14 protein-coding genes are annotated in these 18,753 nt (G+C 69.4%); 10 read left to right on the top strand and 4 right to left on the bottom strand.

Going from position 1 to position 18,753, the window contains the following annotated elements:
• Positions 1 to 387: 387 nt before the first annotated feature.
• The 7 genes from ABZW60_RS23535 (at position 388) to ABZW60_RS23505 (ending at position 11,392) form a co-directional block, all read left to right on the top strand.
• Positions 388 to 1,071: a TraR/DksA C4-type zinc finger protein gene (locus ABZW60_RS23535; protein ID WP_355480076.1), complete on the top strand. Its 684-nt coding sequence runs from the start codon at positions 388 to 390 to the stop codon at positions 1,069 to 1,071.
• Positions 1,044 to 1,706: a signal peptidase II gene (lspA, locus tag ABZW60_RS23530; protein ID WP_355480074.1), complete on the top strand. Its 663-nt coding sequence runs from the start codon at positions 1,044 to 1,046 to the stop codon at positions 1,704 to 1,706. Before ABZW60_RS23535 ends, lspA begins: the two co-directional genes overlap by 28 nt.
• 14 nt (positions 1,707 to 1,720) lie before the next feature.
• Positions 1,721 to 2,623, top strand: coding sequence for an RluA family pseudouridine synthase (locus ABZW60_RS23525; RefSeq protein WP_355480503.1), 903 nt, complete (start codon positions 1,721 to 1,723; stop codon positions 2,621 to 2,623).
• A gap of 45 nt (positions 2,624 to 2,668) precedes the next feature.
• A complete protein-coding gene (locus ABZW60_RS23520; RefSeq protein WP_355480073.1) occupies positions 2,669 to 4,948 on the top strand; it encodes a LuxR C-terminal-related transcriptional regulator in 2,280 nt (759 codons plus the stop codon).
• 333 nt (positions 4,949 to 5,281) lie between these two features.
• The gene (dnaE, locus tag ABZW60_RS23515) at positions 5,282 to 8,830 is read left to right on the top strand and encodes a DNA polymerase III subunit alpha (protein WP_355480071.1); all 3,549 of its coding nucleotides are present in this window, start codon (positions 5,282 to 5,284) and stop codon (positions 8,828 to 8,830) included.
• Between the two features lie 33 nt (positions 8,831 to 8,863).
• On the top strand, positions 8,864 to 9,481 hold the full coding sequence (locus ABZW60_RS23510) for a hypothetical protein (RefSeq protein ID WP_355480069.1): 618 nt from the start codon (positions 8,864 to 8,866) through the stop codon (positions 9,479 to 9,481).
• Between the two features lie 48 nt (positions 9,482 to 9,529).
• Positions 9,530 to 11,392 carry a DUF3352 domain-containing protein gene (locus ABZW60_RS23505; RefSeq protein ID WP_355480067.1) on the top strand — a complete coding sequence of 621 codons (1,863 nt, stop codon included), beginning with the start codon at positions 9,530 to 9,532 and terminating at the stop codon, positions 11,390 to 11,392.
• A gap of 47 nt (positions 11,393 to 11,439) precedes the next feature.
• Here ABZW60_RS23505 and ABZW60_RS23500 read toward each other — a convergent pair whose 3' ends face one another.
• The gene (locus ABZW60_RS23500) at positions 11,440 to 14,028 is read right to left on the bottom strand and encodes a hypothetical protein (RefSeq protein WP_355480065.1); all 2,589 of its coding nucleotides are present in this window, start codon (positions 14,026 to 14,028) and stop codon (positions 11,440 to 11,442) included.
• A gap of 153 nt (positions 14,029 to 14,181) precedes the next feature.
• Between ABZW60_RS23500 and ABZW60_RS23495 the strand changes: the two genes are divergently transcribed.
• Complete coding sequence (locus ABZW60_RS23495) at positions 14,182 to 14,562, top strand: VOC family protein (RefSeq protein ID WP_355480063.1); 381 nt, start codon at positions 14,182 to 14,184, stop codon at positions 14,560 to 14,562.
• On the opposite strand, the gene ABZW60_RS23490 is transcribed toward ABZW60_RS23495, so the two are convergent.
• Both ABZW60_RS23490 and ABZW60_RS23485 read right to left on the bottom strand, forming a co-directional pair.
• The gene (locus ABZW60_RS23490) at positions 14,544 to 15,308 is read right to left on the bottom strand and encodes an SDR family NAD(P)-dependent oxidoreductase (protein WP_355480061.1); all 765 of its coding nucleotides are present in this window, start codon (positions 15,306 to 15,308) and stop codon (positions 14,544 to 14,546) included. The genes ABZW60_RS23495 and ABZW60_RS23490 overlap by 19 nt on opposite strands.
• Before the next feature lie 10 nt (positions 15,309 to 15,318).
• Positions 15,319 to 16,020 (bottom strand): SDR family oxidoreductase, encoded by a 702-nt coding sequence (locus tag ABZW60_RS23485; RefSeq protein ID WP_355480059.1) that lies wholly within the window; start codon positions 16,018 to 16,020, stop codon positions 15,319 to 15,321.
• A gap of 100 nt (positions 16,021 to 16,120) precedes the next feature.
• Between ABZW60_RS23485 and ABZW60_RS23480 the strand changes: the two genes are divergently transcribed.
• Both ABZW60_RS23480 and ABZW60_RS23475 read left to right on the top strand, forming a co-directional pair.
• Positions 16,121 to 16,990 carry a LysR substrate-binding domain-containing protein gene (locus ABZW60_RS23480; RefSeq protein WP_355480057.1) on the top strand — a complete coding sequence of 290 codons (870 nt, stop codon included), beginning with the start codon at positions 16,121 to 16,123 and terminating at the stop codon, positions 16,988 to 16,990.
• Between the two features lie 49 nt (positions 16,991 to 17,039).
• Complete coding sequence (locus ABZW60_RS23475) at positions 17,040 to 18,185, top strand: serine hydrolase domain-containing protein (RefSeq protein ID WP_355480055.1); 1,146 nt, start codon at positions 17,040 to 17,042, stop codon at positions 18,183 to 18,185.
• On the opposite strand, the gene ABZW60_RS23470 is transcribed toward ABZW60_RS23475, so the two are convergent.
• The gene (locus ABZW60_RS23470) at positions 18,178 to 18,747 is read right to left on the bottom strand and encodes a dihydrofolate reductase family protein (protein WP_355480054.1); all 570 of its coding nucleotides are present in this window, start codon (positions 18,745 to 18,747) and stop codon (positions 18,178 to 18,180) included. The two genes, ABZW60_RS23475 and ABZW60_RS23470, sit on opposite strands and share 8 nt — an antisense overlap.
• Positions 18,748 to 18,753 lie beyond the last annotated feature (6 nt).

Genomic DNA, 18,753 nt, shown 5'->3' with positions numbered 1-18,753 from the left:
AATAGGTCCCTAACGGACTGTTCTTCCGGCGGCTCCGAGGTGATGGCCTCATCACTGCCTTGCGGTTCGCGGTAGTCAGTGTACGGCGTCGTACGCGGTGACTACGAATCGTTAATCAGTGGTGCCGCGACGGTTCCGGGGACGAGAATTCGAGGGGGAGGCGAACGGCATCCGGGCACGGCCCGGGCGAGGGCCCGGCCGACCTGGAAATGTTACGGACAGTGATGTCCGCAATGCGGTTGTGACGCGCGGAACATCGAGCGGACTTGAAGAACCGACTACCGTATGTCCACGGTCTGCGCGTCGGACTGGCACGTGATGTAAGCGTGGCCTACTGTCTTGCGACCAGTCCGCTTCAGTCTCCGACTAAGGCAGGGGGTAGTCGATATGGCTACTTCGGCACGGAAGTCCGCCCCCCAACGTTCGGCCGCGGCCAAGAAGAGCGCCCCGGCCTCCGGCGAGCCGAAGAAGAAGACGGCCCGCAAGGCACCGGCGAAGACCTCGCCGGCCACGAAGACTTCCGCGAAGCAGGCGGCGACGTCCGCCGGCTCCGCGGCCAAGAAGGCTCCGGCCAAGAAGACCCCTGCCAGGAAAGCGACAACGAAGAGGGTGGCCATGAAGACGAACGAGAACAGGACACCGGCGACGGCGCCGGGGAAGTCCGCAGCCCACACGGCCGAGACCTTCAAGGTGAAGCCGGGTGAGGACCCGTGGACCGCTGCCGAGTTGGCCGAGCTGCGGACGGAGCTGGAGGGTGAGGTCGAGCACCTCAAGCAGGAGATCCGGGACGCCGAGCAGGAGATCGCGGGCCTGTTCCGCGACGGCAGCGACGGCGCCGGCAACGACCAGGCGGACGTCGGCTCCACGACTCTCGAGCGGTACCACGAGCTGACCCTGGCCAACAACGCCCGGGACATGCTCAACCAGATCGAGTTCGCGCTGACCCGGATCGACGACGGCACGTACGGCGTCTGCGAGAGCTGCGGCAATCCGATCGGCAAGGGTCGGCTGCAGGCGTTCCCGCGTGCGACACTGTGCGTCTCATGCAAAGAACGCCAGGAACGCCGCTGAACGACCCCGCCTCGTCCCACCAGGTGGGGGACGCAGACACCCCGGAACCGGCCGACGAACAGTCGGCCGGTTCTCCCACGTCCGAGAACGACGACGCTGCCACCCCGCCACCGATGTCCGACGGCGGCGAGGCCGTGCACAAGCGGTCGTGGAAGTGGACTGTGGTGTTTGCCGGGGTCGGGCTGTTGATCCTGTTCCTGGATCAGCTGACCAAGGCCCTGGCGCTGGCGCACCTGACGCCGGGTGAGCCGGTGAATGTGGTCGGCAGCCTGCTCAAGTTCAACCTGATCCGGAACTCGGGCGCCGCGTTCAGCCTCGGTTCCGGCTACACGCCGTACATCAGCGTCATCCAGATCACCGTCGCACTCGGCGTCGTCTACCTGTCCCGCCGGCTCGGTTCCGCGGGCTGGGCGGTGGCGTTCGGGCTGCTGTTCGGCGGCGCGGTCGGGAACATCCTGGACCGGATCTTCCGCGAGCCGTCACCGTTCCACGGGCACGTGGTCGACTTCCTGCAGACCCCGCACTGGGCGATCTTCAACGTCGCGGACATGGCGGTCACCTCGGCCGCCGTCCTGCTGGTGATCCAGACGCTGCGCGGGATCAGGCTCGACGGGACCCGGGAGCAGCGGAAGTGAACTCCCGGACCGTCATGGTGCCGGACGGCCTCGCGGGGGAGCGGCTGGACGCGGCCCTGTCCCGCCTGTTCGGCGTGTCCCGGACGAAGGCGGCCGAGCTGATCGAGTCCGGCCTGGTCCAGGTCGACGGCGCCCCGGCGCCGAAGTCGTCCCGGGTCGCGGCCGGCGTACTGCTCGACGTCGAGCTGCCACCGCCGCCGTCGGAGGTGACCGTCGTCCCGGAGACCGTGGACAACCTGCGGATCGTGTACGACGACGACGAGATCGTCGTGGTGGACAAGCCGGTCGGGGTCGCCGCGCACCCGTCGCCCGGCTGGACCGGCCCGACCGTGATCGGGCACCTGGCCGGCGCCGGGTTCAGCATCTCGACCAGCGGCGCGGCCGAGCGCAAGGGCATCGTGCACCGCCTCGACGTCGGGACGTCCGGTCTGATGGTGGTCGCGAAGACGGAGTACGCGTACACCGTCCTCAAGCGCGCCTTCAAGGAGCGCACGGTCAAGAAGATCTACCACGCGCTCGTGCAGGGTCATCCCGACCCGTTCACCGGGACGGTCGACGCGCCGATCGACCGGCACCCGCACCACGACTACAAGTTCGGCGTGGTGGCCGGCGGCAAACCGAGCGTGACGCACTACGAGACCCTCGAGGCGTTCCGGTACGCGACGCTGCTGGAGATCACCCTCGAGACCGGCCGCACGCACCAGATCCGCGTGCACATGTCCGCGATCGGCCACCCGTGCTGCGGCGACCTGACGTACGGCGCCGACCCCGTCCTCGCCGAACGCCTCGGCCTCACCCGCCAGTGGCTGCACGCCATGCGCCTGGGTTTCACCCACCCGGGCACCGGCGAGTACGTCGAGTTCACCTCGGAGTATCCGGACGATCTCGACCGGGCCCTGGATCTCCTGGTCGACTGAGGTTCGGGCCTACGCTGAGGTATGGCTGAATCTCGGCCTGCCGCGGTGGGACGTGGGCGGCTGCCGGCTGAGGTGACGAGCTTCGTCGGAAGGCGGCGTGAGCTCGCCGGTACCAGGCGGCTGCTGGCGAGCAGCCGGCTGGTGACACTGACCGGGGTCGCGGGCGTCGGCAAGACCCGCCTGGCGGTGCGGATGGCCGCCGAGGTGCGGCGTACCTTCGCCGACGGGGTCTGGTTCGTCGAGCTGGGCGCGCTGCGGGACCCGGCCCTGCTCGGCCACACGCTGGCCGAGGCCTTCGACCTGATCCAGGTGTCGGCCAGTCCCGAGGCGGACGTCGCGGAGTTCCTCGAGGACAAGCACCTGCTGCTGGTGCTCGACAACTGTGAGCACGTGGCGGAGGCGTGTTCCGTCCTGGTGAGCAAGTTGCTGGCGACAGCACCCCGGCTCCGGGTCCTGGCGACCAGCCGGCACGTCCTCGGGGCCGAGGGCGAGCAGATCCTGACCGTGGCGCCGCTGCCGACGCCGCCCGTCGATTCCGCGGACGCCGATCAGTACGAGGCACTGGTGCTGTTCACCGACCGGGTCCGGGCGATGATGCCCGAGTTCGTCGTCGACGAGTCGAACCGGGGCCAGGTGATCGAGGTCTGCCGGCAACTGGACGGCGTACCGCTCGCGCTCGAGCTGGCCGCGGTCTGGATGCGCACGCTGACGTTGCCGCAGATCCTCGAGCGACTGGCGGACCGGATCCGGCTCCTGCTCGGCGGCCGGCCCACGGATCCGTCGCAGCCGCAGGCACTGGAGGCGGCGATCGGCTGGAGCTACGACCTGTGTTCTCCTGCCGAGCGGCTGCTGTGGGAGCGGCTCTCGGTCTTCTCCGGCGGGTTCGACCTGACCGGCGCGGAGGAGGTGTGCTCGGGCGACGGCATCGAACGTGACGAGGTGCTCGGGCTGGTCGCGGGCCTGGTGAACAAGTCGATCATCACCCGGACGGCGGCGGCCTCGCCGGTGGTCGCCGGCTACGACATGCTCGTCACCATCTCCCAGTTCGGCGCGACCCGGCTGGGTGACCGGACCCGGGCGTACCAGTTCCGGCACCGCGACTACTACCGGGCGCTGACCGCCCGGTGGGCGACCGACTCGTTCGGGCCGCGGCAGGCCGACCTGTTCCTGCGGACGCGACGTGAGCACCACAACCTCCGGACGGCCATCGACTTCTGCCTGGCCGAGCCGGGGGAGGAGCCGGTCGCGCTCGAGCTCGCGGCGCCGATCTGGACCTTCTGGTTCGCGGGTCTGCTGCGCGAAGGCCTGCGCTACCTCACCCGGGCGCTCGACGCCGCGCCGGTGCCGACGCCGAGCCGCGCGTTCGGCCTGCTGGCCGGTTGCCAGCTCGCGATGTTCCTCGGCGAGGCGGAGGTGTTCGCGCGCTGGCTCGCCGAGTGCGTGGAACTCGCCGAGCAGTACGACGACGACCGGCTGCGCGCCGGTGTCGCCGAGGTGTCGGCGCACGCGATGATCTACGAGGGCCGGCCCGACGCCGCCGTCGGCGAGCTGGAGCGGGCGCTCGCCGGCTTCCGCGCGGCCGGGGACCGGCACGGTGAGTTCAACTGTCTCTACCTGTTGTCGCTGGCAACTTTCTTCCTGGACGACCCCCGGGCCGAGGAGTTCAGCCGCCGGGCGTACGAGCTCGCCGACTCGCGGGGCGCCGTCCAATCGAGGGCGTACGCACTGTGGGTGCTCGGCGTCGCGCAGGCGCGCGACCACGACCAGTACGAGTCGGCGACCGGGCGGTTCCGCGAGGCGATCAGGTCGCTGCGGCCGCTGAACGACCGGACCGGGATCGGGTTCTGTGTCCAGGCGCTGTCCTGGAGCGCCGGGGCCGCGTCGCCGGACGAGCGGGCCGCGCGGCTGATGGGTGCCGCGCGCGCGGTCTGGCGCAGCGGGGTCGTGGTCCGGGAGACGACGCCGTACAGCCGGCTCGACGACGTGACCGCGGAGCGGATCCGGGCGGCGATCGGTGCGCCCGCGTTCGGCGCCGCCTTCGCGCGCGGAGCGGCGTACACCTTCGACGAGACCGTCGCGCTCGCGCTCGGCGAGGACGACGGGACGGACCGGCGCGCAGCGCCGCGCAGCGGCCGCCGGCTCACGCGGCGTGAGCACGAAGTCGCCGTCCTGATCGGCGAAGGGCTGAGCAACCGCGAGATCGCCGCCCGGCTGACCGTCTCCCGGCGGACCGCCGAGACCCATGTCGAACACATCCTCGGCAAGCTCGGCTTCACCTCCCGCAGCCAGATCGCGCACTGGGTCGCCGACCACCCACGTACGTAGTCACATCCGTAGCCGTCCCGATGCGCGGCGTCCCCCGGTCGCGCGACACTGGACGTAGCGTTGTGTGCCACAACGTGGCCGCGGGACCCCTCCCCGCGGCAGGCCGCCTGGATCCCTCCACCCAGCCGGCCGCAGGTGGACCTGGCGCCCCGAGACCCCGGGCGGTGCCAGGCCCGCCGTTTTTTCGCGCCGAACTGGTGTGCTCGTGGTCTGATCCACGACCGGATAGCGGGCGCGGCGGGAGCACGCCGGTGCGCCGATTCAGAACTGTCCACGGGCCCGCATAGGCTGTACCGGTCCACCTGAATCGCGCCCTGGGAGGTCTGCGTCGATATGGCGTCCAGCGACAGTTTTGTGCATCTCCACGTGCACACGGAGTACTCGATGCTGGACGGCGCCGCGCGGATCGACGAGTTGTTCAAGACCGCCCAGGAGATGGGCATGCCGGCGATCGCGACCACCGACCACGGGTACGTGTTCGGCGCCTACGAGTTCTGGCGGACCGCGAAGAAGTACGACGTCAAGCCGATCATCGGCGTCGAGGCGTACCTGACGCCGCACACCCACCGCTCCGAGCGCAAGCGGGTCAAGTGGGGCGACGCGAACTCCGGCCGCGACGACGTCTCCGGCTCGGGTGCCTACACCCACATGACGCTGCTGGCGAAGAACACGTCCGGCATGCACAACCTGTTCAAGATGAGTTCGCTGGCCAGCCTCGAGGGCTACTACTTCAAGCCCCGGATGGACCGCGAGCTGCTGAACACCTACGGCCAGGGCCTGATCGCCACCACCGGGTGCCCGTCCGGCGAGGTGCAGACCCGCCTGCGCCTGGGGCAGTACAAGGAGGCGGTCGAGGCCGCCGCGGAGTTCCGCGACATCTTCGGCAGGGAGAACTACTACTGCGAGCTGATGGACCACGGCCTCGGCATCGAGCGGGACATCCAGAAGGACCTGCTCAAGCTGGCCCGCGAGCTCGACCTGCCGCTGGTCGCGACCAACGACCTGCACTACACCAAGCCCGAGGACTCCCAGGCGCACGCCGCGCTGCTGTGCGTCCAGTCCGGCTCGACGCTGTCCGACCCGAACCGGTTCAAGTTCGACGCGAACGAGTTCTACGTCAAGACCGCGGCCGAGATGCGCGAGGTGTGGAAGGAGCTGCCGGAGGCGTGTGACAACACGCTGCTGATCGCCGAGCAGTGCGACGTCAGCTTCACCGAGGGCGAGGGCCGGTTCATGCCGCGCTTCCCCTGCCCCGAGGGCCACAACGAGGAGTCCTGGTTCGTCGCCGAGGTCGAGACCGGTCTGCACAAGCGGTATCCGGCCGGCATCCCCGACCAGGTCCGCAAGCAGGCCGAGTACGAGATCGAGGTCATCACCTCGAAGGGGTACGCCGGCTACTTCCTCGTCGTCGCCGACTTCATCAACTGGGCCAAGGAGCACGGTATCCGGGTCGGCCCGGGCCGTGGTTCCGGCGCCGGCTCGATGTGCGCGTACGCGATGAAGATCACCGACCTGGACCCGCTCCAGCACGGCCTGATCTTCGAGCGCTTCCTGAACCCGGAGCGGATGTCGATGCCGGACTTCGACATCGACTTCGACGACCGCCGCCGCCCCGAGGTGATCCGCTACGTCACCGAGAAGTACGGCGACGACCGGGTCGCGATGATCGTCACCTACGGCACGATCAAGGCCAAGCAGGCGATCAAGGACGCCGGCCGGGTGCTGGACTACCCGTTCGCGATGGGCGACCGGATCACCAAGGCGATGCCGCCGTCGGTGATGGGCAAGGACATCCCGCTGTCGGGCATCTTCGACTCGACCCACAAGCGGTACTCCGAGGCCACCGAGTTCCGCTCGCTGTACGAGTCCGACCAGGACGTCCGCAAGATCGTCGACACCGCCCGCGGCCTGGAGAACCTGAAGCGCCAGTGGGGTGTGCACGCGGCCGGCGTGATCATGTCCAGCGAGCCGCTGATCGAGCTGATCCCGATCATGCGCCGCGAGCAGGACGGCCAGGTCATCACCCAGTTCGACTACCCGAGCTGCGAGACGCTCGGCCTGGTCAAGATGGACTTCCTGGGCCTGCGGAACCTGACGATCATGGACGACGCGGTCAAGAACGTCGAGGCCAGCCGCGGCATCACGCTCGACCTCGACGAGCTGGCCAAGAGCCTCGACGACAAGCCGACCTACGACCTGCTCGCCCGCGGTGACACGCTCGGCGTGTTCCAGTTCGACGGCGGCCCGATGCGGGCGCTGCTGCGGCTGATGCGGCCGGACAACTTCGAGGACATCTCGGCGGTCGGCGCGCTCTACCGCCCCGGCCCGATGGGCGCGAACAGCCACACCAACTACGCCCTGCGGAAGAACAAGCAGCAGGAGATCAGCTATCCGCACGACGAGCTCGCGGTCGCGCTGGAACCGATCCTGGGGACGACCTACGGTCTGATCGTCTACCAGGAGCAGGTGATGGCGATCGCCCAGCAGCTCGCGGGCTACACGCTCGGCAAGGCGGACCTGCTCCGCCGGGCGATGGGCAAGAAGAAGCGCGAGGTGCTCGACGCCGAGTACGTCGGCTTCTCCGAGGGCATGAAGGCGAACGGCTTCTCGGACCAGTCGATCAAGGCGCTGTGGGACGTCCTGGTCCCGTTCTCGGACTACGCGTTCAACAAGGCCCACTCGGCGGCGTACGGTCTGGTCTCGTACTGGACGGCGTACCTGAAGGCGAACTACCCGGCGGAGTACATGGCCGCGGTCCTGACGTCGGTGAAGGACGACAAGGACAAGATGGCCATCTACCTGAACGAGTGCCGCCGGATGGGCATCAAGGTGCTGCCGCCGGACGTCAACGAGTCGGACTCGAACTTCACCCCGGTCGGCACCGACATCCGGTTCGGCCTGTCCGCGATCCGCAACGTCGGCGTCAACGTGGTCGCCGAGATCGTCGCGGCCCGCGAGGACAAGGGCCGGTTCACCGACTTCGTGGACTTCATCGACAAGGTGTCGCTGCCGGTCTGCAACAAGCGCGTGATCGAGTCGCTGGCCAAGGCGGGCTCGTTCGACTCGATGAGCCACGCCCGGCGTGCGGTGGTCGCGGTGCACGAGCAGGCCGTCGACGAGGCCATCGACCTCAAGCGGAACGAGGCGCACGGCCAGTTCGACCTGTTCTCGATGGGCGACGACGACACCGACGAGGGCGAGGGCAACAGCCGCCTGACCGTCACGGTCCCCGAGATCGAGGAGTGGGACAAGGCGACCAAGCTGGCGCACGAGCGCGACATGCTCGGGCTGTACGTGTCGGACCACCCGCTGTTCGGCGTCGAGCACGTGCTCACCAACGGCAGCGACTGCACGATCGGGCAGTTGCTCGCCGACGAGGACCGGCCGGACGGCAGCCGGGTGACGATCGGCGGCCTGGTCACCGCGGTCCAGCGCAAGGTGAACAAGCGCGGCGACATCTACGCGATCGTCACCATCGAGGACCTCGAAGGTTCGATCGAGGTGATGATGTTCTCCTCGGCGTACCAGTTGCACGCGCACCTGCTCACCAACGACGCGATCATCTTGATGAAGGGCCGGGTGCGCCGCCGCGAGGACCGGCTCGAGCTGAGCGGCGACGAGGTCGTCGTACCGGATCTGACCGAAGGCCCGAGCGGCCCGGTCGTCCTGACGATGCCGGTCAACCGCTGCACCCCGCCGGTCGTCGATCAACTGCGGGACATCCTGACCTCGCACCCGGGCATGACAGAGGTTCACCTGCGCCTGCAGGCACGCCAGAAGACCACCGTCATGCGCATCGGCGACCGCTTCCGGGTGACCCCGACCTCGTCGCTGATGGCCGACCTGAAAGCACTCCTCGGTCCCTCCTGCCTGGCCAGCTGACCGGCAGTGGAACCCATGCGTCACACTGGCGTCGTGAGTCAACCGGAGTCCTCCCAGTCGCCGTACCTGGCACCGCCGTCGATGAACCCGTTCGGGAGGCCCGCCGTCGAGGAGCCGCGGATGCCGTGGGCCAAGGCGATCCTGGTGACGGTGGTGGTGTTCCTGGTCGCGGGGGTGGTGACCGGCTGGGGCTGGCAGCAGTTCTCGCCGCTGGCCAAGTACACCGTGGACGAGCAGGGCGGCGCGCTCGGCGAGGAGCAGATGACCCGGATCTTCGGGCCGGACGGGACGTTCACCGCGATCGGCTTCGTGGCCGCGGTGGTGCTCGGCGGGGCATTGTTCTGGTGGCTGCGCAACTACGGTCCGTGGTCGGTCGCGATCGTCACGCTCGGTGCCTGCCTCGGCTCCGGAGTGTCCTGGGGCGTCGGCATGCTGCTCGGGCACGACCCGCTCGAGCCGCGGTTGCGGGCCGCTCACCCCGGTGATCTGGTCGCCGCCCCGCTGGAGCTGCACACCTGGACGCCGGCGGTCTCCTGGCTGATCGGCGCCGCACTGGTCTGCGCGATCATCGCCGCCGCGACCTGGCGCGCCGAGCCGGTTGCAACCACTTCGCAACCTGCTGCGTCGGATCCTGCACCGCCGGTCCACTAGCCTTTTGCAGATCCGGTGGTGAGGCCACCGGAGCCAGCGAGGGAGCATATGTCCGACCAGAACCAGCCGCCGAGGTACCCGGGTACCGGCGGTCAGCAGCCGCAGTACGGCCCGCCGCAGGGGCAGAACCTCTGGCCCCAGCAGGGTCAGCAGCCGGGTGGGCCGCAGGGCCCGCAGCCCGGCCAGCACGGTTACCCACAGCAACACCCGCAGCAGGGCCAGCAGTACGGCGGCCTGCAGCAGGGTGGTCCCCAGCACGGTGGTCCCCAGCAGGGCGGCCCGCAGTACGGCGGTCCCCAGGGCCCTGGTGCGCCGCAGCCCCCGCAGGGTGGCGCTTCGTACTACGGCCAGGGCGGGCAGCAGTACGCTCCGCAGCAGGGTCAGCCGGGCCAGGCGTCGTACGAGCAGATGCACGTCGGCGGCCAGCCGCCGCAGGGCCCCGGGTACGGCGGACCGCAGCAGTGGCAGCCGGAGCCGAAGAAGAAGCGCGGCAAGCTGATCCCGATCATCGCCGCGGTGGCGATGGTGCTGGTGGTCGCCGGCGGCGGAATCTTTGCCTACGGCAAGCTCGGCGGCGGCGGTAAGCAGCCGGCCGACGTGCTGCCCGGCACCGCGGTCGGTTACGCCCGCGTGGACCTGAACCCGTCGGCCGGCCAGAAGGTCGCGGCGGTCCGGTTCCTGATGAAGTTCCCGTCGGTCAAGGACAACCTCGGCCTCACCGGTGAGCAGGACGACCTGCGGCAGAAGCTGTTCGAGCAGATCAAGAAGTCCGCCGGCGACGACCTCGCCGACGTCGACTTCGACAAGGACATCAAGCCCTGGCTGGGCGACCGCGCCGGGTTCGCCGCGCTCCCGCCGGCCGAGGGCAAGGACGAGCCGGTCCCGGTCGTCGCGGTCCAGATCAAGGACGAGGACGCCGCCAACAAGGGCATGGACAAGCTGCTCGCGAACGAGGACGACAAGCCCGGACGCGCGTTCAGCGACGGCTACATGATCCTCGGTGACGACCAGGCGACCGTCGACGCGGCCGTCGCCACCGCGAAGGACAACCCGCTGAGCAAGAACGCCAAGTTCAGCGCGGACATGGACAAGCTCGGCGAGCAGGGCTTCATCTCGGGCTGGGCGGACGCCAAGGGCCTGGCCTCGATCAGCGGCAAGGTCGAGTCCAGCCAGATCGCCGGCCTCGGCGACGCGACCGCCGCGGTGGCGCTGCGCTTCGACGCGTCGTACGTCGAGCTGAAGGGCATCGCGCACGGCGACAAGAGCGTCAAGGTGAGCTCCGCCGACGCCGCCGACCTGGTCACCAAGCTGCCGGAGACGACGGCCGGCGCGATCGCGATCTCCGGCGGCGAGACCCTGATCGACACCGCCTGGGCGCAGGTGCAGAAGGCGGGCGGCGAGAACCTCCAGCCGATGATCGACGAGATCGCCGAGGAGACCGGGCTGAAGCTGCCGGACGACCTGAAGAGCCTGGCCGGTAAGAACCTGTCGGTCTCGATCGACAAGGACACCGCCGACGGCCCGAAGATCGCGGCCCGGATGGAGACCGACCCGGCCAAGGCCGAGCCGGTCGTGCAGAAGCTGACCACGCTGCTCCGTGAGCGGTCGTCGGCGAACATCCCGATCGAGAGCGCGAAGGACGGCGACACGCTCGTCGTCTCGACCAGCAAGGACTACGCCGAGCAGGTGCTGAAGGACGGCACCCTCGGCCAGACCGAGAACTTCAAGCAGGCGCTGCCCGACACCAAGGGCGCGGTGATGATCGGGTACGTCGACTTCGAGGCGGCCGGCTCGGTCAGCGACCGGTTCGCCGACGACAAGAACCTGGCTGCGCTCCGCTCGGCCGGCGTCGTCACCCGCTCCACCGGCGACGGCGAGGCAGAGGTCACCCTGCGGGTCGTCGCGAAGTAGTCAGCACGTTGTGAGAGGGAGCCCCGGACTACCTGTCCGGGGCTTCTTCACAGTTTGGCGCTGCTGCCTTTGCGGAGCAGCCGGATCCGGTTCCCGTCCTCGGCGACGCGGAGGATCCGGTCGCCGATGCGGACCGCTCCGGCCAGCCCGGCACCGATCTCGTACGGCGTGAGGTCGAGCGCGGGTGCCGCCGTACGCCGGTCCGCCGCCAAGCTCTCCCGCACCCCTGTGTACTCGGCGTATTCGGCGACCTGGTGCAGCTCGGACGACAGCTCGAGCACCCGGTCGCGCGTACGCAGGACGACTCCGCTGGAACGGCGTACGGCGTCGACGACCGGTTCGCGGATCTCGGTCGCGGTGATCCGGCCGAGTGGATCAACGGCGGCCGCCCCGCCGGGCCCGTACAGCAAGGTGGTCCGCGAGAGCCGCAGTACACCCGTGAACCTGCCGTCCCAGGACGCCAGCGGCGCCGCCGGAGCGGCCGACAGTACGTCGAAGGCGACCGCTCGATCCTCGAGGAGAGCGATCATCACCGGCCCGTCCGCGAGGGCCGAGACGCCGAGGCGATGGCACGCCTGGTCGAGCGGAATCTCGCCGTCGACCACGAAGTTGGTCTGACGCACCTCCAAGCCACGGCCTTCCACGGCCTCGGCGTCGGTGTCGGGGCCCACCCGGACGATGCTGACCTCGCGGCTTCTCCCACTGGCTACCAGCAGCGTCGCCACTCTGACCGGTGCGTCGGCGCCTCGGCTGACCGCGCGGACCAGCACCTCCTGATCGCGTTCGACGCTGTGCAGTTCGACGGCCTCACCTTCGGGCAGCCCGGAGACGTTGACCTGCCACAGGTGCTCGACCAGCTGGTCGCCCGGTGGCCGCGGCGACCACTTCGGGTTGTATCCGGTGTGGCCCTTGAACCACGGATCCACCAGCTGCTGACAATTGCCGATGGCAACGAGGAGCTCGGCTTCGAGTCGCTTGAGGTCCTGCTCGGTGACCATGGGCGGTGGATCGAGGCGGATCAGCCGGGTACCGCCGTTGGTGACGACGAGTACGTCGATCGGGAACGGCGCGGCGAGGTAGCCGGCGCTCGGTAGCCCGATGTCGAACGTCAGCACGATCGTCGACTGCTGGTCGATGTGAATGTTCCGGGCCAGCAACGGCGAGTCCGGGCGCTGCGGCGCGGGCGGCCTGCAGAGCCGGAGCGGCGCCGTGCCGAGGTTGTCGATGGTCGCACTCGCGTGCAGCAGTGCGAAGATCGCGGGGTCGGTGCTGAAGAGCGCGACGAGCGCCATCGACGCGGGGCCGCAGGAGATCTTGGGCACCTGCTTGCGGAACTGTTCGAGCTCGGTGACCGAGATCACCGCATTCGTCGGCTCGTTGACGGTGAAGGAGCCCGCGAGTGCGATGCCGTCGGGCTGGGGCAGCAGCGCGGTCAGCGCGACCTTGGCCACGCCCGGCACCGACGGCAGCGTGAGGTTCTTCTCGATCCTGATCGTTGTCGGGGAGGGCTGGGTGACCGAGTCCACCGGCGCGGACGACAGCGCCTCGACAGCCGCGGATCCCACCAGTTTGTCGAGGATCCGCCGGGCCGGGATCCCGAAGATGTCGATGATCGCGACCGCGACGGTGCTCAGCAGGCCGACCGGGTTCACCAGCCCGGAGAAGTCGATCTCCGCGCTCAGCACGTTGGTCTGCTCGACCCACAGCCGGAGCGCGACGTGCGGATCGGCCTCGACGGTGACGTCCAGGTCGAGGTAGTCGTTCTCCAGCAGGTGGTAGATCAGCAGGATGTCGACGTCGAGCAACGCCTTCGTCCCGTCGACGGTGTACGTCGTACCCGGGTAGGTCTCGAGGTCTTCCATCTTCGGCAGGTTCTGCCACAGCTGGGAGGTGATCGAACCGGTGATGTAGTCGGCGGGGACGTACAGCGCCCAGTCGCGGCCCTCGCGCCGGTCGACGAAGTAGCCGCCGAAGAAGTTCGTCCAGGCCGTGACGCGCGGCTCGCCGGAGCCGCCGAGCTGCACCCGGATCGCGAAGCACTGACCGGCGTCGTCGACCGAGAGCCCGGCGTTCACGAACGGGACCGGCAGCTTCAGCGCGTCCAGCCCCATCGGCACCGCGCCGCTGGGCGCGAACGTCCGGAACTGCTGGGTCACGAAGTCCTCGAGCAGCGCGACCACCCCCGGCGGCAGCGGGACCGGCAACGCCGGGGGAGGAGCGAACTCGACCGCGTCGGGGTGCGCGCGCAGCCAGCAGTCCGTGCCCAGCGCGTCCGCGCTGAGCTCGTAGACGACCGTCACCTGCCACGGCACGAGCGGCGGATCGGCGTTCGGGTGGTTCCTGATCTCCGTGTCGGTGGTCAGTTGCAGGGTGAGTTGCTGCGCCAGCTTGGTCTTCTTGCCCTCGGCCTTGCCGTTCTTGTACCCAACCACCTCGCCGCCGTCGATCCAGAACATGTCGAAGTCCGCGTCCTCGTCGTGGCGGAGGCTGCTCGCCCCGATATCGATGCGGTCCACAACTATCTGGACACCCGCGACGGGCGGCAGCACCGGCGGGCACACCGCGAGCCGCCGCAGGTAGGTGCGCTGTACGGCCAGGAATTGCTGGACTCCGACCTGCAGCTCGACGAAAGTCATCGGTTCCCCCGTTCCCGATCTACTTCACGGCAAGAGTCCCGTCAGCTCGTCGGCTTTGTCAACGACACAACTTTCTCTGCCGGGAGATGTCGAAAACCGCGGACCGGCTTCTACCTTCTCGGTGAAAGCACCTCTTCACGAAGGAGAAGCACCATGAACCACATCAGCGAGATCCGTACCGTCGGCGTACCGGTCACCGACCAGGACCGCGCCGTGGCCTTCTACACCGAGACGCTCGGGTTCGAGTTGCTGATGGATGCGCCGCTGCCGCAGTTCGGTGGGCGGTGGATCGTGGTCGCGCCGGCCGGGTCGTCGGGGTCGTTCGGGAGTATCGCGCTGGTTCCGGCGGGTGCGGACAACCCGGCCGGCATCGACACCGGGATCCGGATGGGCAGCCCGGACGCGAAGGCAGCCCATCAGCATTTCCTCGACACCGGCGTCGACACCGACGAGCTGCTCGAGTGGCCCGGCGTACCGCCGATGTTCAGCCTCCGCGACCCGGACGGGAACCGGCTCTACATCTCGGAGATCTGAACCCCGGTGAGCGAGGCGCAGGCGGCCAGGAAGGCGTCCTGCGTCTCGCCGTCCGAGGTGGCGGGGTGGGTCCGGTGTGGTCGCCGGTGGTAGTAGTACCCGCCGCTCCCGGTGTCCGGCGCGGTGGCCAGCCAGACCTGTGTCAGATGTGCCTGGTTGAGATCGCCGGGCGCGCCGCGGCCGCCCATCTTCGTCGGCACCCAGCCGGGGTCCACCGCGTTCGACAGCACGTCGGGCCAGAGGCGGGCGACGGCGAAGGTCAGCAGGACGTCGTGCAGCTTGGAGTCCGAGTACGCCTGCGCCCCGCGCCACCGCCGCCGTACCCACTGCAGGTCGTCGAGGACGACATCGCCGCCCTCGTGCATGCCCGAGCTGAGGTAGATCAGGCGCTGCGGCCGCTCGATCAGGGCGGTCAGCAGGTACGGCGCCAGCGTGTTGATCGCGAAGACGTGCTCGAGCCCGTCGACCGTGTCGATCCGCCGCTCCTGGTACCCGACGGCCGCGTTGTGGACGACGACGTCGAACCGCCCGGACGCATTGGCCTGTGCCGCCAGGTCCCGCGTCTCGTCGGTACTTGCGAGATCGCCGACGAGGACCCCCGCCGCTTCAGGGATCGCTCGGCGCGCGTCGTCGGCACGGTGTTTGTTGCGCGCGTGCAGTACGACCTCGTGGCCTTGTGCGACGAGCTCGCCCGCGACCATTTGCCCGAGTCCGTCGGCCGAACCTGTGATCAGGATGCGTGTCACCACAGGAGTCTCACACCAGGACGTGGCCGCCGTCGACGCTCACGATGGAGCCGGTCGCGTACGGCTGGTTCATCAGGTACACGTAGGCCGCGGCGATGTCCTCCGGTTCACCGACGCGGCCGACCGGGAGGTGCTGCGCGGTCTCGTCGTAGTCGATGGCGCCGCGCCACAGCGGCGTACGGACGACACCGGGCTTCACCGAGTTGACCCGGAGCGGCGCCAGTTCGACGGCGAGGGCGCGGACCAGGGAGTCCATCGCGCCACAGATGCTCGCAGCGACCGACCAGCCGGGGCCGGGCCGGTCCCCGGCCGCGCCGGTGGTGAGGATGATCGAGCCGCCGGGGCGGAGCTTCGGTACGGCGGCGCTGACGGCGCCGAGCGCACCGAAGTACCGCAGCTCGAAGGCCTGGTGCGCCTGCCCCAGGTCCATCGAGCCGATCTCGAGGAAGGTCAGCGCCTCGCCGGCGGTGTAGACGAGGTGGTCGAACGGATCGATCCCGTCGAAGAACGCGCGGACGGCGGTGGTGTCGGTGAGGTCGACCGCTTCGCCTTCGGCCGACGCGGGGAGCGTCGCGAGCGCAGCCTTCACGGATGTCGGGTTGCTCGAGGCAACGATCACGGTGGCGCCCTGGGCGGCGGCCAGCTGCGCGGTGGCGAGGCCGATCCCCGACGTACCGCCGAGAAGGACGACGCGATGGTTCTGCAGAGTCACGGAACTGCCTTTCGTGGTGGGATCAACGCTTCCACCCTGCGGCCGCCAGGACACCGCCGTCCAAGACCTGTTCCGGCGCCTGTAATACCCTGAAGGTATTATGGATCTCGATCTCCGCAAGCTGCGGTACTTCGTCGCGGTCGCCGAGGAGCTGCACTTCGGTCGCGCGGCGGAGCGGCTGCACATCGCGCAGCCCGTGCTGTCCCGGCAGATCCGCGCCCTCGAGGACGAGCTGCGCGCACAGCTGTTCGTCCGGACCAAGCGCGCGACTGAGCTGACCGCGGCCGGACGCCAGTTGCTCGACGACGCGCGCCCGCTGCTCGCCTCCGCGGACGCGACCCGGCGCCGGGTGGCTCTGGCTGCGCGGGGTTCGAAGACCTTCACGATCGGATTCATGCCCGGCCTGACCGTGACAGAGGCGGTCCGCGCGTTCGGCGCTCTCCATCCCGAGCTGGAGCTCGAGCTGATCCGCACCACCTGGGACGATCAGGTCGACGTACTGCACGACGGCCGGGTGGACGTGAGCATCGTCCGGCTGCCGATCGACCAGGCCGGCCTCACGGTCCGCCCGTTGTTCGAGGAGCCCCGGGTCGCGAGGCTGCCGGCCGGCCACCGCCTGGCCGGCAAGCCCGTCATCGACATCACCGACCTCGCCGACGAGCACCTGCTGCAGGACCCGGACGCCGTACCCGAGTGGCGCGACATCGCCGTCGAGCTCCGGACCCGGACGGCGAGACCGGTCCCGGTGCTGCACAGCGTCGAGGAGAAGCTCGAACACGTCGCCGCCGGCCACGGCGTCTCGATCGTCCCGCTGTCGGTCGCGACCTTCTACCAGCGCCCCGACGTCGTCACGGTCCCCGTCGACAACCTCGCGCCGAACAGCGTCGCCCTGGCCTGGATCGCGACCCGCCGCTCCCGCCTCCTGCAGGACTTCGCCGGCCTGGCCGCCGCGGTCGGCTGGACCGCGTAAGTCTGCCCGATCGGTTACCCGTTGGCCGCGCCGGTGTCATGATCGGAAGATGCGGTGGAGCGCAAGCGCCCTCCTGGTGATTGCGTTGGTGGTGGGATGCTCCGGTGGGGGAGAGGTACCGGGACCTTCGCCGCACACCCCTGCGCGGACGAGCTTCCCGGATCCGGGGAAACAAGCGCTCGATCCGGCCCGGGCCGCGGCCCTGCAGGAGCTCCTGACGACATTCATCAAGTACCCGGACAGCCCGTCCGGATCCCGCGGCGCCACGGCCGCGGTGGTCACCGATCGGTGGACCTGGTCGGGCGCGGCGGGAACGGACGTCAGCGGTACGCCGTTGCGCCCGGACACCGGGATGGCGGTGGCGAGCATCACGAAGACGTTCGTCGCGGCGGAGGTGATGCTGCTGGCGAAGGCCGGGAAGCTCAACCTCGACCTGCCGATCTCGCGCTACGTGCAGCACCGGCTGACGGCCAACAACGCGACCGTCCGCCAGCACCTGTCGATGACGGCAGGGGTCCCGGACTTCCAGCCGGGCGACTTCGGCCGAATGGACGCGGCGGTCGCCGCGGCACCGGAACGGCACTGGACGGTCGGGCAGTCGCTGGACTACTACTCCTCGAAGGTCACCGCGCCGGGCACGTTCGGCTACAGCAATCCGAGCTACGCCCTGCTCGGCCTGATGATCGAGAAGATCACCGGGCAGCCGCTCGCCACCGTGCTCCGCCGCGATCTCGCCGGCCCGGCCGGGCTGCGGCATGCGGCGTTCCAGGACGGAGAGAAGCCGCAGCCGCCGGTCGTCACCGACGACAACGCCTCCTGCGGCGAACCCGACGGCTACGTCCCCTGCCGCGCGTTCGCCAGTTCGGCCGCCGCCTATGGCGGGCTGGCTTCGGACGCACCGACGATCGCCCGCTGGGGCTATCAGTTGTACGGCGGCCGCGTCCTGCCGGCCGACCTGGTCGGCGAGCTGGTCGCGGGCGACGGCGAGTACGGTCTCGGCACCATGCGGTTCACGCGCCAGTTCGGCATCGCGGACGCCTACGGCCACGGCGGCGACATGCCCGACCACAGCAGCCTGCTGGTCGTGATCCCCGAGAAGAAGGTTTCGATCGCCGTGATCCTGGCCGACGGCGGCCGCAACGCCGGCCGGCTGGTGGGCGACCTGACCGAGGCGCTGCAGCCGTTGCTCAGTTGACGACCCGGTAGCGGATGTGGGTCGCGCGGGGAGTGTCGATCACGCGGACGATCTCGAGCTCGACGCGGTGCGGGAGGACGTCGAACAGCCGCAGACCGCTGCCGAACAGGACCGGCACCTGGCTGAGCTGCAGTTCGTCGAGGAGGCCCGCCGCGAGCGCCTGCTGCGCGGTGACCGCGCCGTGCACCAGCACGTCCTTGTCACCGGCCGCCGCCTTCGCCTGCGCCATCGCGCTCTCGATGTCGCCGACGACATGGACGTTCTCGTAGTCCACCGGTGTCGGGTCGTGGCTGAGGACGAAGATCGGTACGCCGTGGTGGTGCCCGCCGTAGTAGTCGACCTGCTCCGCCGTCCGCCGGCCGACCAGGACCGCGCCGGTGGCGTTCAGCTCGTCCCAGATCTCGCCGGCTTCGCCGTCCGGGCGGCCCACCTCGCCCTCGGCGTCCAGGTACCACTCGTGCAGCCGCATGAAGTCGTCGCCGCCGGGGTTGCCGGGGTGGTCGTCGGGGCCGGCGATGTAGCCGTCGGCCGACATCGACATCAACAGCACGGATGAAGACATAGCGTT

The organism is Kribbella sp. NPDC003557, from assembly GCF_040610805.1.
In the GTDB taxonomy this organism is placed as follows: Bacteria; Actinomycetota; Actinomycetes; order Propionibacteriales; family Kribbellaceae; genus Kribbella.
Note: the sequence above shows the minus strand (reverse complement) of the source record. Positions and strands in the feature narration are given on the sequence as shown.

Coding starts and splice junctions, on each gene's coding strand:
- ABZW60_RS23535 (WP_355480076.1), top strand. CDS start 388: ATGGCTACTTCGGCACGGAAGTCCGCCCCCCAACGTTCGGCCGCGGCC.
- lspA (WP_355480074.1), top strand. CDS start 1,044: ATGCAAAGAACGCCAGGAACGCCGCTGAACGACCCCGCCTCGTCCCAC.
- ABZW60_RS23525 (WP_355480503.1), top strand. CDS start 1,721: ATGGTGCCGGACGGCCTCGCGGGGGAGCGGCTGGACGCGGCCCTGTCC.
- dnaE (WP_355480071.1), top strand. CDS start 5,282: ATGGCGTCCAGCGACAGTTTTGTGCATCTCCACGTGCACACGGAGTAC.
- ABZW60_RS23505 (WP_355480067.1), top strand. CDS start 9,530: ATGTCCGACCAGAACCAGCCGCCGAGGTACCCGGGTACCGGCGGTCAG.
- ABZW60_RS23500 (WP_355480065.1), bottom strand. CDS start 14,028: ATGACTTTCGTCGAGCTGCAGGTCGGAGTCCAGCAATTCCTGGCCGTA.
- ABZW60_RS23495 (WP_355480063.1), top strand. CDS start 14,182: ATGAACCACATCAGCGAGATCCGTACCGTCGGCGTACCGGTCACCGAC.
- ABZW60_RS23480 (WP_355480057.1), top strand. CDS start 16,121: ATGGATCTCGATCTCCGCAAGCTGCGGTACTTCGTCGCGGTCGCCGAG.
- ABZW60_RS23475 (WP_355480055.1), top strand. CDS start 17,040: ATGCGGTGGAGCGCAAGCGCCCTCCTGGTGATTGCGTTGGTGGTGGGA.
- ABZW60_RS23470 (WP_355480054.1), bottom strand. CDS start 18,747: ATGTCTTCATCCGTGCTGTTGATGTCGATGTCGGCCGACGGCTACATC.